This is a genomic window from Niabella ginsenosidivorans (assembly GCF_001654455.1).
Taxonomy (GTDB): Bacteria; Bacteroidota; Bacteroidia; order Chitinophagales; family Chitinophagaceae; genus Niabella; species Niabella ginsenosidivorans.
Genome location: NZ_CP015772.1, coordinates 1,779,289 through 1,796,530, shown reverse-complemented (window position 1 = coordinate 1,796,530; position 17,242 = coordinate 1,779,289). Strand labels below are relative to the sequence as shown.

At 47.5% G+C, this 17,242-nt stretch carries 11 protein-coding genes; 5 read left to right on the top strand and 6 right to left on the bottom strand.

Translation table 11 applies throughout. The features are described 5' to 3' along the window. Nucleotides 1-52 precede the first annotated feature (52 nt). From A8C56_RS07515 to A8C56_RS07500, 4 genes are all read right to left on the bottom strand, one after another. Nucleotides 53-1,597 carry an alpha-N-arabinofuranosidase gene (locus A8C56_RS07515; protein WP_067754034.1) on the bottom strand — a complete coding sequence of 515 codons (1,545 nt, stop codon included), beginning with the start codon at nt 1,595-1,597 and terminating at the stop codon, nt 53-55. Nucleotides 1,598-2,045: 448 nt separating this feature from the next. Next, nucleotides 2,046-4,223, bottom strand: coding sequence for a TIM-barrel domain-containing protein (locus tag A8C56_RS07510; protein WP_067761734.1), 2,178 nt, complete (start codon nt 4,221-4,223; stop codon nt 2,046-2,048). Nucleotides 4,224-4,305: 82 nt separating this feature from the next. Then, entirely contained in the window at nt 4,306-6,045 is a 1,740-nt protein-coding gene (locus A8C56_RS07505; protein ID WP_067754031.1) for a RagB/SusD family nutrient uptake outer membrane protein, read from the bottom strand. A gap of 20 nt (nt 6,046-6,065) precedes the next feature. Beyond that, nucleotides 6,066-9,077, bottom strand: coding sequence for a SusC/RagA family TonB-linked outer membrane protein (locus A8C56_RS07500; protein ID WP_067761732.1), 3,012 nt, complete (start codon nt 9,075-9,077; stop codon nt 6,066-6,068). Nucleotides 9,078-9,496: 419 nt separating this feature from the next. Here A8C56_RS07500 and A8C56_RS07495 point away from each other — a divergent pair, with 419 nt between their 5' ends. Next, the gene (locus tag A8C56_RS07495) at nt 9,497-11,107 is read left to right on the top strand and encodes a DUF6377 domain-containing protein (RefSeq protein ID WP_067754028.1); all 1,611 of its coding nucleotides are present in this window, start codon (nt 9,497-9,499) and stop codon (nt 11,105-11,107) included. A gap of 286 nt (nt 11,108-11,393) precedes the next feature. Next, nucleotides 11,394-12,164, top strand: a complete 771-nt coding sequence (locus tag A8C56_RS07490) for a phosphosulfolactate synthase (protein ID WP_067754025.1) — start codon at nt 11,394-11,396, stop codon at nt 12,162-12,164. Here A8C56_RS07490 and A8C56_RS07485 read toward each other — a convergent pair. After that, nucleotides 12,145-12,489, bottom strand: coding sequence for a hypothetical protein (locus tag A8C56_RS07485; protein ID WP_157097909.1), 345 nt, complete (start codon nt 12,487-12,489; stop codon nt 12,145-12,147). The genes A8C56_RS07490 and A8C56_RS07485 overlap by 20 nt on opposite strands. 33 nt (nt 12,490-12,522) lie before the next feature. After that, nucleotides 12,523-13,275, bottom strand: coding sequence for an SDR family NAD(P)-dependent oxidoreductase (locus A8C56_RS07480; RefSeq protein ID WP_067754019.1), 753 nt, complete (start codon nt 13,273-13,275; stop codon nt 12,523-12,525). Nucleotides 13,276-13,469: 194 nt separating this feature from the next. On the opposite strand from A8C56_RS07480, the gene ppsA reads away from it, so the two are divergent. The 3 genes from ppsA (at nt 13,470) to A8C56_RS07465 (ending at nt 17,199) form a co-directional block, all read left to right on the top strand. Further along, complete coding sequence (gene ppsA / locus A8C56_RS07475; protein WP_067754016.1) at nt 13,470-15,863, top strand: phosphoenolpyruvate synthase; 2,394 nt, start codon at nt 13,470-13,472, stop codon at nt 15,861-15,863. Nucleotides 15,864-15,968: 105 nt separating this feature from the next. Further along, nucleotides 15,969-16,619 (top strand): BON domain-containing protein, encoded by a 651-nt coding sequence (locus A8C56_RS07470; RefSeq protein ID WP_067761730.1) that lies wholly within the window; start codon nt 15,969-15,971, stop codon nt 16,617-16,619. A 199-nt stretch (nt 16,620-16,818) separates the two neighbouring features. Next, nucleotides 16,819-17,199 (top strand): hypothetical protein, encoded by a 381-nt coding sequence (locus tag A8C56_RS07465; protein ID WP_067754013.1) that lies wholly within the window; start codon nt 16,819-16,821, stop codon nt 17,197-17,199. Nucleotides 17,200-17,242 lie beyond the last annotated feature (43 nt).

Here is a 17,242-nt window from a genome sequence, read left to right as displayed (position 1 = left end):
TTAGTTATGAATAAAGCCCCCGCTGTACTACCGGGGGCTTTTCTTTATTCTTTTATTCCAGCGTCAGGCTCACAATGCTTAACCTGGGAAGCTGAACAGACAGGACAGCCCCCGTTTGCTTAAAGCCGTTAAAAGCGACCGGTTTTACTAAATTTTTATTTTCAAAGGTGTTGATATCCGTAAACTTCCCGGAAGTCAGTATACGTCCGCTAACCGTTTTGAATGGCTTTCCCTTTAGTGTTGTTTGCACGGTAATGGCATTGTCTGCATCAAGATTTACCAATGTAATATGTACCCTCCCGTTGGAATCAACAGAGGCCGATGCATTCACTGCCGGTATGGTTGCGCCGTCCTTATTATAACCGGGCGCAGCAAGCTGAATGGGCAGCAGTTTTGCATCCATATGCTCCTTAAAAAGATCAAACACATAATAGGTAGGCGTCAGCAGCATTTCCGTGCCCTTTGTAAGGATCAGTGCCTGCAGCACATTTACTGTTTGGGCAAGGTTCGCCATCCGTACCCGGTCAGCATGGTTATTAAAAATATTCAATGTAGTGCCCGCGATCAATGCATCTCTTAAGCTATTCTGCTGGTACAGAAAGCCCGGATTCGTACCAGGCTCCGGATCTGTCCATATGCCCCATTCATCCACCACCAGCGCAACCTTCTTTTCAGGATCATACCGATCCATAATAGCGGAATGTTTGGCCACCAGCTCTTCCATATGCAGGCAACGCTGCATGGTCTTAAAATATTCAGTTTCATTAAAGGAAGTTGCTGAACCTTTCCTGCCCCAGTTACCCGTTGGTACCGTATAATAATGTAAGCTCAATCCCCACATCATGTGCTGCGGAATATTTTTCATGCAAACCTCCGTCCAGTTATAATCATCTGCATTGGCGCCGCTGGCAATTTTCTTTAGAGGAGCACCGGGATAGTTCCTTGCAAAAGTGGCATACCTGCGAAATTCACTGGCATAGTATTCCGGCGTCATGTTGCCGCCACAGCCCCAGCTTTCATTGCCTACTCCCCAGAACGGCACTTTCCAGGGCTGGTCCCGGCCATTGGCCTTACGCAGCCGGGTCATCGGGCTATCTCCGTCTGCATTCAGGTATTCCACCCAGCGCGACATTTCCTCAACGGTGCCGCTGCCCATGTTCCCTGCAATATAAGGCTCCGCGTCCAGCAGTTCGCATAGTTCCAGGAACTCATGAGTGCCAAAACTGTTGTCTTCTGTAACTCCGCCCCAATGCGTATTGATCATTTTCGGGCGCCTGCTTCTTTCACCAATCCCGTCGCGCCAGTGATATTCATCTGCAAAGCAGCCACCGGGCCACCGGAGGTTGGGAATATGGATCTTCTTCAAAGCGGCCACCACATCCAGCCGTATACGGTCTTTTTTAGGAACATTCATTTTTTCATCCACCCAGTACCCGTCATAAATGCAGTGCCCCAGGTGCTCTGAGAACTGGCCATAAATATGCCGGCTGATCGTTGTTTTGGGAGCAGCAGCATCAATGGTCAGCACAGCCTGTTGCTGACCAAAGCTCATTAAAAAAAGCATACCGGATAAAAACAGGAAAAGCCCTTTTTTCATATGACAAACATTTAATAATAATTGACGAAATGACAATTAAAAATACTAAAAAATCCTGAATGATACAGGCGATCCGTTTTCAGGGCTGAAGGCATCAATAGAAATCATTGGGCTGATCAAAAAGTACTGTCAGCAGTTTCAATAATAGAGCGGTTAAGTTCTTTAAAATGACACATTCTTTTAATATCATTTGAACATTAAAAGAACACGGTCACCCGGCGGCACTCTTAAAAACATTGCATTTAAGTTCATTCGGATGACAAGTTTTTCAATCGTTATCCCGGGCGCATCCCGCTATCGCGGGAGAAACCGGGGGTCTATAACTCTGTAGAGATTTCTCCACTACGCTGCGCTACGATATGACGGTCTTGTATATTATTGGCTTTCAAAACAATAATATACTTGTCATTAACAGCCTTTTGCAGTGAGACTGCCGAACGATGAACCATTATTCCGGTGAACAATCTGTTCTTAACAGGCCGTTTTCTAAATTTATCAGCCCTGAACAGGTGCGCCCTTTTTTAACAACTACTGCTTTTACCTGGCGGATGTCCTTGTTAATGTTGTAACGCCCCTGCCGGGAAGCCAGATGAATTTGAATACAGCCCCTTTTTTCCGTTGCCTGAAACCTGAGCAGACAATAATCCCCATTCTTAAAACCCCAACCCTCACCGGCATCCCAGTAGAGCACACCACTGGCCCGGCCTTTGCTGTCAGGACATATAAATAACGTCAGCTCGTCTATTGACCGTTCGCCGGTATGCTGGATAATTTTCCCTGCAGGAATAATACTGCCGCCTTTAATGAACAGTTTCGCCTGAGAGGAATCTGACTGATCCCCGTTGACGAGGCTTAAAGGCGCCCAGATACCTTCTGGCAGCTCGGGGTCCCTGGCAAATGAAGGCACCACCAGCAAATCTTTTCCAAGCAGAAAAACCTGATCCTCTGCCCTTAGTCTCAGGTTCTTCGGATCATCAAAGAATACGGGGCACATTAATGGCAAGCCTGTTTTATGCGCCTTGTAAAACAGGGTATAGAGATAGGGCAGTAAGCGATACCGCCGCTCAATGGCGATCTTCGATGTTTTTTCAATATCTGCCCCAAATGCCCAGGGCTCTTTATTATTGGTTCCGGCACAGGCATGCCCCCTTGCAAAAGGCAGGAAAACGCCAAAGCCCAGCCATCTGGCCCACAGCCCGGGCGTAGTATTGCCCAGAAAACCGCCAATATCCGGGCCACTGAAAGGCTGGCCGGATAAGCCAAGCGTAAGCGACATGGGCACGGAAACCTTCATGAATTTTTCGTCTGCCAGGTTATCGCCCGTCCATGTAGCAGCATAGCGCTGCCCGCCCAGCAAATTAGCACGTGTCAGAATAAAAGGCCGCTTGCCAGGCCGGGCGGCCATCACACCCTGCCGGGTCGCCTGCACCATCAGTCTGCCGTAAGCATTATGGTATAAGAGGTGCGGCCCTGCCGGCAGGCTGCCTCCACCACGGTGAGGAGTGTTATAAGGCATAGTGCCCAACCGCAGGTTTGGGGGTAGTTCGTTATCATTAACGGCGGGTTCGTTCATATCATTCCAGATGCCATCCATACCGTTTGCAAGGAAGCCCCTGTAGAGGCCAGCCCACCACTGCCGGGTGCGGGGCATGGTAAAATCCGGAAAAGTACAATCTCCCGGCCACACTTTCCCGTGGTATTCCTTTCCGGCAGTGTCTTTCACCCAAACATCCTTTGCCGTGCCTGATTGGTAAACAAAGTAGGTGCTGTCTGCCTTAACACCCGGATCGATCATAAAGACGGAATGAAATCCTTTTGCGTGCAGGTAATCATTTAGCCGTTTCGGGTCCGGAAAACCTGTTTTGTTGAAGGTGAATACCCGGTAACCTTCCATATAATCAATATCCATCCAGATGGCATCGCAGGGGATCTTTTTTTGCCGGAAAGTATCGGCAATTTCCTTTACGCGCCGTTCCGGCGCATACGAGAACCTGCACTGGTGGTAACCTAAAGCCCACCGCGGCGGCATTTCAATGGTGCCGGTCAGTTCTGCCAGCCCTTCGAGCACCTGCTGCGGTGATCTCCGGTCGATCACAAAAACACGGAACAGGGCTCCCTCCGTATTGAATTCGACCTTATCCGGACTGGTGGTCAGCTCTGCTTTCCAGGGACTGTCAAAAAGTATTCCGAAGGCAGTGCCGTCTTCCCGCACACCCAGCACCCAGGGGTGGGTTTGGTAAAGCCGCCTGCCGCTGTCTGTGCCGTAAGCGCCGTTATCTGTGTTCCAGAGTTTGATGGTCTGGCCGTTTCGTAACAACGGACCGGTCACTTCGCCCCCGCCATACAGACTGATGTCGCCTTTTAAACGGACACGCGCGCCGGCCCTGCCGCCCGTTAGGAAAAATTCAGGGATGATGCTCCATCTGGCCGGTACCGCACCCCGTATAGAAGGATGACCTTGCAGCATTAATGATGGCGTTTGGGAGGAATCAAACCCTGTGGGGATGAATACTGCGATGGAATTGCCAACAAGACCCGACCGTTGAACCGGGACCTGCTGTGCATAGGATGCCGGCCGGGAGAGCACAGCAATGATCAGCAAGAAACATTTTAGCAACAGGTTCATGGAATACTGGCAATTAATAAATGTCCAGGGAATATCAGACCTGCCGCCCGTGCAGATGATTTTGAAGCGACAGGTGTTGTTATCAATTATACCCAGGGTTTTGTACAAACTGCGGGTTCGCGCCCATAATATCACGGCCTATCGGGAATATGGCTGTATGATTATCAGCATCGGGCTTTTTATCCCACCAGGTACCGCTGTTAAACAGCCCCCAGCGGATCAGATCCGTACGGCGGCGGTTCTCCCCTAAAAACTCGCGGCCCCATTCATCCAGCATTTCCTGGTCGTTGAGCTGGCTGCCACCGGCTTTATAGAGGCTGGGGGAGCCGGCAGGATAGTTCCGTGCACGCACGGCATTCAATAACGTTGCCGCACCTGCTTTATCCCCTGCCCTGTATTTACATTCCGCCAGGGAATAATAGATCTCTGACAAACGGATCTCGGCATAAGCCGATGTGATGCGGTTCGGATCCGGCGTTGGGTATAAAGGGTATTTGAGGAAAAAGACACCGGAGTTATGATCAGCATGATTCATATTGGATTCTTTATCAGCAATCCGCTGCCCGGGTTTTGCATCAAGAAACCACCCTACCTGATCCCGGATGAACAGTGGATAGGAGCCCTTATTGCCACGAACAGTATCAGTGACCGTTTTACCGTTCACCACATGCTGGTAAGGCAGGTAGCCATACAGGAACATGCCTTCCCGTTTACTGTTGCCCAGGTTTTTGTAAAGCTTCAGCCTGTAGTCATCCGGGTAGTGCTGGAACTTAACAAAAGGCTTGCCCAGTTGAAAACTGTATTCAACACTGTCCACATCCCTGCCCGGCTGCAGCGCAAATCTGGGGTTCGCCTGGCCGAAGTCTGTAAAGCCGCAATACAATGGCGCCGCATCATAGGTCATTGCCCAAAAGTACATGCCGCCATCATATTGCCAGTGCGTGCGTGCCAGGCTGCTGGGAAAACCATAGATGGTTTCCGAATTCACCGTACTGTTGGTATAATCAAACGGCGCATCCCAGCGGGTATCCAGCTGATAATTGCCATATTTACCATTTATAATGTCCTGGCATACCGTGGCACAATCACTAAACCGGTCCTGGTTGATGTACACTTTGGCATTGAGGTACAGGCGTACCAGCAATGCCGCGGCCCCTGCCTGCGTCCAGCGGCCAATGCCGTCATCGCCCAGTGCTTCACGTTTGGGCAGATCCGGGATTGCTGCTTTCAGTTCTGATTCTATGTATTTGAAGGTTTCTTCCGGGGGAGACTGCGGATTACCGGTGGTGGTGTGCTTTACATCAGGTACAATTTCAATATTGCGGTAAAAATCAAATGCCCTTAAATAGAACCAGGCCCTCAGCGTTCTGAGCTCTGCTTTAAAGTCGGCCAGTTCGGTAGCTGTTACGTTCAGTTTATCCGGATCAGTAATTCCTTCCATATCCTGCAGCGAATTGGTTGCCAGCACAATGCCCTGGTAAAAGGCTGTCCAGGCACCGCTGGTAAAACCATCCTGCGTGGTCCAGGTATGATAATGCATACGCTGGTAATAGCCTCCATCCTGCCAGTCGCCCTGGCGGTTAAAAGTACCTATCTCATCCGTGCTGTTTTCTCCTACAGCATAAATGTCATTTCCCTGGATGCTCCAGTAGGCATGTTCAAATGGCCGTAAAAAATCCCTGATCACATCATCGCGGCGGGTAAGGAATTGTGACACATCCACCTTATCATAAACATGCTCATCCAGTTTTGTACAACCGCTAACTATCAACAGGGAGATCAAAGCGGTATTGATTATATATTTTACAGAACTCTTTTTCATGGCTGTACCGGTTAATTATTTTAAAATGTTACTTGTAAGCCCGCCAACAGCTGTAGCGTTGCCGGGTAAAAGTTCAGACTATACCCCGTACTCGGATTTCCCTGAACGCCGGGTGTTAAGCCGTTCACCGGGTAAAGGTCCGGGTCTCCGCCAGTGAAGCGGGTAAAGGTATGCAGGTTGCTTACTGCGGCATAAATCCTGATGGCCTGCAGGTATTTAGAACTGACCGGGCGGCTATAGCCCAGTGTTATGTTGTCCACCTTAACAAAAGAACCTGATTCCAGGAAATAGTCTGAGGCAAGCGATGCGGTAGATGAATTGGTCAGTTTTGAATATTTGCTTTTGGAATCATAGGCTGATCTTAAGGTATTGGCATCGGTTTGCGTGGCCGGGGTACCTATGTAAAAAGCCTGCATGTTAAACAGCTTATAGCCAAAGTTCCCCCGCAGGAAGATGTTCAGATCCCAGTTCTTATAACGGAGCAGATTGCCCAGCGAACCGGTAAATTTGGGCAGGCCATTGCCTACAAACTGCTTGTCGTCTGCATTGGCCTCGTTGGCTGGCACTACTGTTCCGTCCTTTTTATATACCAGCAGCGCGCCCGTTTCATCTACCCCCGCCGATTTTAACATATAAAAATCGCCAATGCGGTGGCCTTCCTGTAACCGCTGAATGGTGCCGGGGCTGCCGGGCGCCGGTAACCCTGCCATATCCTGGAAAGGAGCACCCTGGTAAATTTTATTAGAGAAGGAAACAAATTTATTATCATTATAAGCGGTTGTAAAGGAGATGTTATAGCTGAAGGCTTCGTGCTTTACAGCGGCCGCGCTCAACTGCACCTCGAATCCGGAGTTCTTCATAGTACCTACATTGGTAAACGTTTGCGACTGGGGATTGGGCGGGAGCGGCACATTATAATAGCCCAGCAGGTCTTTGTTGGTACGTACATAGTAGTTCAGCGAGCCCGATATACGGCTGTTGAGGATCTCAAAATCAATTCCGGCATTAAAGTTGATGGCTTTTTCCCAACCCAGATTCGGGTTAATATTCTGTGCAGGGCCATACACCTGGTAAGTGATGCCATCAAAAGGAAAATATCCGTAACCACCATATAAAAGCAGCGACAGGTAGTTGCCGAAATCCTGGTTGCCGGTTACACCATAATCGGCTCTCAGCTTCAGGTCGTTCAGCCAGCTGACTTTGTTTTTCAGGAAGTCCTCATCGGAGATGCGCCATGCGGCGGATAAAGCAGGAAAATTGCCCCATTTGTTATCTGCTCCAAATTTTGATGAACCTTCGTGCCGGAGGCTTGCAGTAAGAATATATTTATTGTCAAAATCATAGTTGATCCTGCCATAGAATGCTGCCAGGCGGGAATCATCCTGGGTAGAGGCCACAGCACCCTGCCCGTTGCCTTTGTCGCCACCATTCCAGGTGCCGGAGCCAAGATTGTTCCACAGGAATACGTCAAACGGGAAATCATAGTTATTGGCGCTGAACTGCTGATGGTTGAAGTAGCTGTAAGAATACCCGCCCAATGCCTTAAAATGATTTTTCCTGATGTTGAGCGCGTAATTAAATGTCCACTCAATGTTCTGCTGGTCGTAATCTACCTGCTCCTGGGAGGCATAATTGGTCTTGGTCGTTTGCCCGGCATGAACGATGGTTGTTAAAGTAGACGGGCGGAAATTCAGGTTCTTGTAGGAAGACCGGATATCAGATATGGTTACTGTGGAGTACAGATTTTTAAGAATATTCACCTTCAGGGAGGCATTCATATCCAACTCCTTTATCTCTGCCTCGCTTTTGATCAGCCGGGCATTTTCAACCGGGTTGTTGGAGAAAAAACCGGTATTGATATACCGGTAGCCACCTGCGCTGTCATTAACAGGCAAGGTAGGATTCAGCGTAATAGCGTTGTTAAAATTTCCCTGGTCAGAGTTGCTGGTATGCATATACCTGGGTGCAACGTTTAAGGTAACCGTATAAACATTGCTTTTTGAAGTATGATTCAGGTTCAGGCGGCCGCCATATTCTTTTTTGTAGGCCCGCAGGTCAATACCGTTGGCATTCCGGTAGTCAGCGGAGGCAAAATAATTATTCCTGGCAGTTCCGCCTGAAAGCTGCAGGGTATGTTTTTGCCCGTAGGTTGGTGAGCGGGTAACGGCCTTCATCCAGTCGGTATTACCGCCATAGTCAATGCCCCGGGCCGGTGTGGCATTGACCCGGTATTTACGAAAATCGCTGGCGCTAAGCACATCGGGGGTATTGGTAAGGTAATCAAAACTGACATAGCCGTCATATATCATTTTTGAGTCGCCTGTTCCTTTCTTGGTAGTGATAATCACAACGCCGTTACTGCCGCGGGTGCCATAAATAGCCGACGCTGCGCCGCCTTTCAGCACATCGATCGATTCAATATCATTCTGGTTAATGTTATCAATATTTCCACCCGGCACCCCGTTTATGACATATAACGGCCCCAGTCCTGCGCTGCGGGACGATACCCCGCGCAACTGGATACTTGGAGAAGAGTTGGGATCGGCCGTTGCCGTATTGGAGATGGTTAACCCTGCCACTTTACCTTGTAAAGACATTAAGGGATTGTTTCCCGCAACGGTTTTCAGCTCCCTGGCTGTTACATGTGTTATAGCGCTCGATACTTCCCTTTTATCCAATGTGCCATAACCCACGCTGACAACTTCCACGTCCTGAAGTTCCTGTCCTGACGGAACCAGCTTCACAAGCAAGGTATTCTGATCCGTTACAGGAACCGTTTGGGTAGTATAACTAATGGAAGAAAAGGTCAGCATACGGCCGGACTGGGGCACCGTCAACCGGAACGAGCCATCTGCGTCTGTAACAGTTCCTGAGCGGCCTCCTTCCACCGCAATGGTCACCCCGGGCAAAGGATCTGAAGTAGTGGAATCAATCACTTTACCGGTGATCACCCTGTTTTGTGCAAAGGCAGGATAAGCCTGGGCAAGGATCAGGGCAATACAACTTAATAATCGTAGAATTTTTCTTGACATAACAATCTGGTTGTGGATCATAAAACGTGGAAATTTTATCGTTCATCGCTGCAGCCGAGGATGGGCACTGCTAACGCCGGTCACAGGCGTTTTAACTGGCGGGGCAAAGTAAATCACTAATTGAGCGGAATACCCTGCAAAGCCCGACCTGGTAAAAAAATCCAACTTCTAAAAAAAGCAAATAACTGATGATCAAATAATTATATTTTTATTTATGCCAAAAAATCTAAGGGTTGACAGGTCCGCTTTTTCCGGATTTCAGAACAAAGCCCTACTTTTAACGGCTGACAAACACCGGATCTGCTGTTTCATTCTCTTCTTACTGGAATTGGAAAACAGCAGCTGCCGGGTTTGAGCGGAGTGGAAAACAATATCAAAAAAAAGGAATCGCATTTTGTCTAATAAGGTGTGTTATTTATATGAATAAAATAGTTTTTGCTTTATTTTTTTTACTGGGAAGCTGCAATGGATTTGCTCAAAATATCCGGTCAGACAGCTTGCTAAGAGTATTGAAATCTGAACTGACCAGGGAAGACCATTATGATCAGGCCAAAGAAAAGCGGATCGCTATGCTGCGGGGGGCGTTGCTTCATACCGATAGTACCCAGTTTAACACGCAGTTCAATCTTTCTTCAGAGATCTTTGAAGAATACCGTTCCTTTAAGTTTGATTCTGCCTTTGTTTATGTTAAAAAGATGATCGATCTTTCGGAGCGATTTCAGAAAAAGGACAGCCTGATCCACAGTAAGATCCTGCTGGGCAGTATATTACTGCATTCCGGGTTTTATAAGGAAGCTTTTGATATTACCGGGCAAATTGATACCAGCGGGTTGCCTAACGCGCTCAAAACGGATTACCTGTTCCTGCGGGCCAGACTGAATGCAGGTATCGGCGATTATGATGGTGACGCTCATTTTTCACAGGGCTATTACAGGCAATCGAAGGAAGATTTTAAGAAAGCCGAGATCGTTACTCCTCCCAATGATTTTGAGCGAACCATTAACCTGGCCTTTCTTCCGGACTCGATAAAACAAAAAAAAAAGACACCTGATTTTTTCTATAATACCATTATCCGGCATCAACTGCCTGAACATAGTATAGCGATGGTTGCTACCAGGATCAGCTTTGCCTATACGGGCGAGGACCGGATCCTTTTCCTTGCCCTTGCTGCCATCAATGATATCCGTTCCTCTACCAAAGAAACACTGGCCATATTCCTGCTGGGGCAGGAACTGTTTAAACTCAACAGGACCAATGATGCTTATCTCTTTATGCAGGAAGCTGCCCGTAATGCCCATTTTTACGGCGCCAGGAACCGCGCGGTACAGATCGAATCCATATTACCGGTGATCGCGGCTAAGCTGATCGATGAAAAACAACACCAGAAAGATAAACTGCTCATAGGTTTCCTGACCTTTTTGATCGTTGCGGTTGTCCTGTTCTTTCTGCTGGTCATTTACCGCAAACAACTATTACGGATCAAAGCCAGCGAACTGGAAATAAAAGAAAAAAACAGCGAACTGGAGAACGTCAATCAAAAGCTATGGGAGTCTTCTAAAATAAAGGAAGAGCTCATCGGGTTATTTTTTAAAACCTGCTCCTCCTATATAGAAACGCTGGGGAATATAAAGCACAAGACCCTGCACAATATCAAGCTGGGAAAATATAAGGACGTCAACCTGTTTTTAAACAACATTCATGTCGAAAAAGAAAAAGAGCATTTATACCATATGCTGGATACGGTTTTTCTAACGCTGTTCCCCAATTTTATCACCTCCTTTAATGCGCTTTTAAAAAAGGAAGATCAGATCTGGCCAAAGTCAGGGGAAACGCTCAATGCTACGCTCAGGATATTTGCTTTAATGCGCCTGGGGATAAAGGAACATGCAACCATCGCCCAGATACTGGGTTACAGCGTCAGCACAGTATATACTTATAAAATGCGGATCAAGTCACGGGCGCTGGTTCCAGCCAGTGATTTTGAGCAGAAAATAATGGAAATTAAATTTATCGACAGCTTCCCGCATTAACCTCCTCCTCTCCAGGACGATCAAAACGGGCCAGCATTGATCACCTGTTTTTAAAAGACTCCCCATAACGGTGCTTAACGGCATTCTCAACCTGCCAGGACCGGCATAAAAATTTGTAAGACCCTAATAAAAACGTAATATTGCCCCCGATGACGAGATCTGACATCAAAGATAATAAGCCGGCTTCATGGCAGGTTTCTACACACATCCCTATCGTTTTATGGCGAAAGCTATTGTTATATGCTTTCACCTCTCCTGTATTTCAGCTTAAATTCACAGAGAACAAATGCGGAACTTTGAACTACCCGGATTGCCGGAAAGAAGTGATAAGCCACGGGAAAGTGGCATAACAATGGTAATGGACAAGGGGCTTAGCCTGCGCCAGGCCGAGGACCTGGTAAGTGTCAGCGATGAATATACGGATATTGTTAAACTGGGTTTCGGCACCTCCCTTTTAACCAAAGAACTGAATAAGAAACTGGACCTATACCACGAGGCCGGAATAAAAACCTATTTTGGAGGAACTCTTTTTGAAGCTTTTATTGTACGGGATATGTTTGATGATTATCGCCGTCTTGTAAGCAACCTCAAAATGGAATATGTTGAAGTGTCTGATGGCTCACTGCAAATGCCTCATGAGAAAAAATGCCATTATATAAAAGAACTGTCAAAGGAATTTACCGTACTGTCAGAAGTCGGCTCCAAAGAAGCGGGTTTAATCATCCGTCCCAACCTGTGGATTTCGATGATGAGTAAAGAAATAGAATGCGGGGCATGGAAGGTAATTGCCGAATCGAGAGAAAGCGGTACCGTTGGTATCTATCGCCCTAATGGTAATGCCCACTCTGCCCTGGTCAACAAAATATTAAAAAATATTCCTAACGACAAAATACTTTGGGAAGCGCCGAATAAATCGCAGCAGGCCTGGTTCATAAGTTTGCTTGGCCCTAATGTAAACCTGGGCAATATAGCCCCGGATGATGTTATCCCATTGGAAACATTAAGGATTGGGTTACGTGGCGATACGTTCAAGCAATTTATACCTTTGAAACATTAAACCGGCGCAATCGCGTGCCCGCGATCCTGAACGGTCTGTAGCAGCACCTGATTGGATATAAATCCCTGCTGCGTGGTGATTTTCCGGCAATCTCAGCCAGGTTCAAATGGATCGCATGTTCCTGCTCTTCGATATAATCGCAAGGCAGGATAAATGCATTCTGAAAATGCTCCACCTGCATCCCAACTTCTTTACCGGTATTTTTTCCTGCAATTTCTTTCAGCCGGTTATTCAGAATACCGATCTCTTCTTTATAAAAATCCAGAGTGCGCAACCAGTCATTATGAGCGCTTTCCCAATGGCGGATATTTGTTTTGTTGTTCATATACAAAAGGTGAGCATCTGGATAATAAATGCCTTACCGGCATAAATAGGCCCCGTCTATGGGATAATACGCACCCTGTATAAAAGAAGCTTTCTCTGTGCTCAGCCACAGCACCAGCGCTGCAACCTCCTCCGCTTTGCCCAACCGGCCAACCGGATGCAGTGCTATCAGTTGCTGTTTCATTTCCGTATCCATACCGGCCGAACTTAATAAAGGGGTATCAATAAAGCCCGGACCTACTGCGTTAATTCGAATACCTTTGGCTGCATACTCAATAGCTGATGTCTGGGTAAGGCCGATCACTCCGTGTTTTGCTGCCACATAGCCCGCAGAACCGGCAAAGCCTACGGCTCCTAAAATGGAAGCCATATTTACAATACTTCCTCCATTGGCCAGCAGCGCCGGTATTTCATATTTCATGCAATAAAACACGCTGCTTAAATTAACGCTGATCACTTTGTTCCAGCCATCAATGCTCATATCTGCTACAGGATTACTTTCTCCGCCGATCCCCGCATTGTTGAAAGCTATATCCAGCTGATGATATTGTGCCAGGGTGGCGGCGACCAGGGATTCACATTGCCGGGGGTCGCTCACATCTGCCCGCACAGCATAAGCCTGGCCCCCGGCTTCGGTTATTTGCTGCACCACCTTTAAACAGGCATCTTCATGAATATCAGATACAATTACTTTGGCTCCCTCTGCTGCAAAAAGGCGGGCCGTAGCAGCGCCGATACCGGAACCGCCGCCGGTGACAATAGCCACTTTATTTTCAAGTTGTTTCATACCTATACTTTTTAATTATAAACTTAAAGTTTTTTACAAAATAAAACCGGGCATAACATATATAAAATGACGCGGATCATTTTCCGTACCAATGCTGATCACCGACCGGTATTTGATGGATGTCAGATCCTGAGATGATACCCGTCATAGGGGCGCCTTCAGCCCCGCGGCATTTTTGTATAAATTATTGTACGATGCATTTTATTAAGTTTTTTTCTGAAACAGGCATAGCGGATATTGCTTTGGTTGGTGGCAAGAATGCTTCTTTGGGAGAACTGAAGGGCCGGCTTTCTTCTGCAGGTATAAACGTACCCGACGGTTTTGCTACTACCGCCGAAGCCTTCCATATCTTCATCCGGGAAAATAAACTGGGGTATCCTCTTAAACGGATATTGGCAACATTGAATACAACGACCTATGATAACCTTGCTGAAATAGGCAAGGCCTGTCGCGGGTTATTGATCTCGGCGCAGCTCCCGCAAAGCCTCCGGGAAGAGCTTTGTATTGCCTACCGGAAACTAAACGGCCCTGAAATAGCGGCTGTGGCTGTAAGAAGCAGCGCCACTGCAGAAGACCTGCCTGAGGCCAGCTTCGCCGGGCTGCATGAGTCTTTCCTGAATATACGTGACGAGCAATCCTTATTACAGGCAGTGCAGGAATGCTTTGCATCCCTGTATACAGACCGGGCGATCAAATACCGTAATGAGAACAGCTTTCCACATGACAAAATTGCCCTGTCTGCGGGAATACAAAAAATGATACGCGCCGATAAAGGCTGTTCCGGTGTTTGTTTTACACTGGAGCCCGAGACAGGGTTCCGCAATACAGTACATATAGCCGGCGTATGGGGACTGGGAGAAAACATGGTACAGGGCACCGTTACCCCGGATGAATTCCTGGTGTTTAAACCAACATTAAAGCAAAATAAATACGCCATAGTGGAAAAGAACCTGGGTTCCAAGGAAAAATGGATGCGGTATGCAGAAGTAAAGGAGGGCACCGGTACCATAAATATGGATACACCGGAAGGTATGAGGGCCCTGTTTGTGCTGGAGGATAAAGAAGTGATGCAACTGGCACGCTGGGCGGTGATCGTAGAGGAACACTACGAAAAACCGATGGACCTTGAATGGGCCAAAGACGGCACCACCCAGGAATTGTTCATCTTACAGGCCCGGCCGGAGACGGTACACAGCCGCCGGCAGTGGCCGGTGCAACATATTTACAGGCTAAAAGGCAGTTACCCGCTGATCACCAGCGGCATGGCCGTAGGCAGCAAGATCGTTTCCGGAAGAGCAAGAGTATTGGCCAACCCTGCCGATGCGGCAAAACTGCAACCCGGCGACATCCTGGTTACCGGGCTTACCAGTCCCGATTGGGCCCCCTTTCTGAAAAAGGTACAGGGCATTATTACAGATAAAGGTGGCCGTACCAGTTATGCCTCCATCATCGCAAGAGAAATGGGCACCCCCGCAGTGGTAGGTTGCGGCAACGCCACACAAAAGATCCGGGAAGGCATGCAGATCACCATCAGCTGTGCGGAAGGCAGGGAAGGGCGTGTTTATGAAGGAACTGCACAATGGACCGAAGAACAAACAGACCTAAGCAGTATACAACTTCCCGGTAAAACAGCGCCGATGCTCATCATCGGCGACCCCGGCAATGTTTTTCAATGGTCCTTCTATCCGAACAGGGGAGTCGGGCTGCTGCGTATGGAATTCATTATCAATAATGCCATCTGTATTCATCCTATGGCACTGGTAAAGTTTGCTATACTTGAAGACGTGCTGGTGAAAGAGCAGATTGCTCATTTAACAACAGGATACAGCGATAAGCAGCAGTACTTTATTGACAAACTGGCACTAGCAGTAGGGAAGATAGCCGCTGCCTTTTATCCTAAAGACGTAATTGTAAGAATGAGCGACTTTAAGACCAACGAATATGCACATCTTTTAGGAGGCGGCCCGTTTGAACCACAGGAAGAAAACCCCATGCTGGGCTTCCGTGGAGCTTCGCGGTACTATCATCCCCTGTACAAAGAGGGATTCAGGCTGGAATGCCTTGCTATGAAAAAGGTAAGAGACGAAATGGGATTCACCAACGTAAAGCTGATGATCCCCTTCTGCAGAACCCCGGAGGAAGGAAAACAGGTGATTGCTGCTATGCGCGAAAATGGCCTGGTACAACAGGAAAATGGCCTGGAGATCTACATGATGGCGGAAATACCCTCAAATATATTATTGGCAGCCAGGTTTGCGCAGCTCTTTGATGGCTTTTCCATTGGCTCCAATGACCTGACGCAGTTGACGCTGGGCATTGACCGGGACTCCGGTATTGTTGCGCCGCTCTTTTCGGAAAAGAACCCGGCAGCGATGAAGATGATTTCGGATATGATCCGCCAGGCCAGGCAATTCAATAAAAAGATAGGGCTGTGCGGTCAGGCACCCAGCGACGATCCGGATTTTGCAGCGTTCCTTGTAACGGAGGGAATTGACAGCATTTCCTTTAATCCCGATGCATTGTTGCAGGGTATCAAAAATATGGTGCAGGCAGAACAACGGCTGCCGGCAGGATCATCAGCATCATGATCCCGGTTGACCGGAATCATTGTAAAACCCTGCACACAAATCTATCTTTATTCTACAATGGTGTTCTTAACATGCACCTGTTTTCAGACAATTAAACAGCGCTTTATGAAATCAGACAAAAAGATCCGGGAAGACGTACTGGCTGAATTACAATGGGAGCCGGTATTGAATGCCACAGAAATAGGAGTAGCTGTGCATAATGGAGTAGTAACACTCTCCGGCAATGTGGACAGCTTTGCAAAGAAAACCCAGGCGGAGCTGGTTGCTAAAAGGGTAAAAGGTGTAAAAGCAGTGGCTATCGACATCAATGTGGATAGATGGCCTGAAGATAACAGCAACGATACCGAGGTGGCTGCGGCTATCATCGCAGCATTTCGTTATCATACCCTTGTTCCAAAGGATAAGATCAGGGTTAAGGTAGAAAACGGATGGGTAACCCTCGAAGGAGCAGTGGAATGGCAATACCAGAAAAAAGCGGCGTACGATGCCATTGATCTGCTACAGGGTGTTAAAGGGATTTCCGACCTGATTGCGGTAAAGCCGGTGGTTAACAAAGCCATTTTAAAAGACGACATCAAGCGGGCCCTGGAACGGAACGCAGATATCCAGGCAGCTAATATAGATATCCAGACCTCCGGTAATAAAGTCATACTGAAGGGGCAGGCCGGATCCTGGCATGAAAAAAATATTATCCAAAGAGCTGCGTGGGCCTCACCCGGGGTTACCGATGTTAAAGATGAAATAGAAGTAGTGTAAATAACTATATGTCTTTTGACTGCGGGCATGCCCTTTAAGAAAGGCACAGGATTCAACTGACATAAAAGGGAAGCAGATCATAAATGCCCGTATTTTAATTACCCCTTATCATATAAACAATGATTTTTGTCATGTTTGTATATAATAGTTGTTACGATGAAATCAGGCGGCCGGGATTATTTTTGATCATTACCGGAACATGAAAAAAGAGTATCAGTCAGATGGATCCTACTATGTAAAACAAAGCGCTGAATGGCTGGTTGCCTTAAATGAACTTAAGGTAGAAAATATTCTTCTAAAGAACCGGCTTTCGGAAACCATCAGCGGGCAGGTAGATCTGAAGTTCATAGAACAGGCAGAGTGCTTCCAGCAACGTTTTGTAGAAAAAGATCAGGTCATAGATCTGTTAAGGCATGAGATCAGTATCTTATTACAAAAAGTGTCGGATCGGGGAAAAATTACCAATTCAGGCAAATTTCAATGTGCTGTGCTGGAAAGGGATATACACCGGCTGGTCTATGAGTTCCAACAGATGAAAATATCTTTTATAAGTTTACTATCCCGGATTAAAGATGTGTAGCTGCAGCAATAGGATGGCTACCAGCCCCTCCTTCTCAAAAGCC

What these genes read in the sequence shown, in the direction of transcription:
- A8C56_RS07515 (WP_067754034.1), bottom strand. Translation starts at nt 1,597, where the DNA reads ATGAAAAAAGGGCTTTTCCTGTTTTTATCCGGTATGCTTTTTTTAATG.
- A8C56_RS07510 (WP_067761734.1), bottom strand. Translation starts at nt 4,223, where the DNA reads ATGAACCTGTTGCTAAAATGTTTCTTGCTGATCATTGCTGTGCTCTCC.
- A8C56_RS07505 (WP_067754031.1), bottom strand. Translation starts at nt 6,045, where the DNA reads ATGAAAAAGAGTTCTGTAAAATATATAATCAATACCGCTTTGATCTCC.
- A8C56_RS07500 (WP_067761732.1), bottom strand. Translation starts at nt 9,077, where the DNA reads ATGTCAAGAAAAATTCTACGATTATTAAGTTGTATTGCCCTGATCCTT.
- A8C56_RS07495 (WP_067754028.1), top strand. Translation starts at nt 9,497, where the DNA reads ATGAATAAAATAGTTTTTGCTTTATTTTTTTTACTGGGAAGCTGCAAT.
- A8C56_RS07490 (WP_067754025.1), top strand. Translation starts at nt 11,394, where the DNA reads ATGCGGAACTTTGAACTACCCGGATTGCCGGAAAGAAGTGATAAGCCA.
- A8C56_RS07485 (WP_157097909.1), bottom strand. Translation starts at nt 12,489, where the DNA reads ATGAACAACAAAACAAATATCCGCCATTGGGAAAGCGCTCATAATGAC.
- A8C56_RS07480 (WP_067754019.1), bottom strand. Translation starts at nt 13,275, where the DNA reads ATGAAACAACTTGAAAATAAAGTGGCTATTGTCACCGGCGGCGGTTCC.
- ppsA (WP_067754016.1), top strand. Translation starts at nt 13,470, where the DNA reads ATGCATTTTATTAAGTTTTTTTCTGAAACAGGCATAGCGGATATTGCT.
- A8C56_RS07470 (WP_067761730.1), top strand. Translation starts at nt 15,969, where the DNA reads ATGAAATCAGACAAAAAGATCCGGGAAGACGTACTGGCTGAATTACAA.
- A8C56_RS07465 (WP_067754013.1), top strand. Translation starts at nt 16,819, where the DNA reads ATGAAAAAAGAGTATCAGTCAGATGGATCCTACTATGTAAAACAAAGC.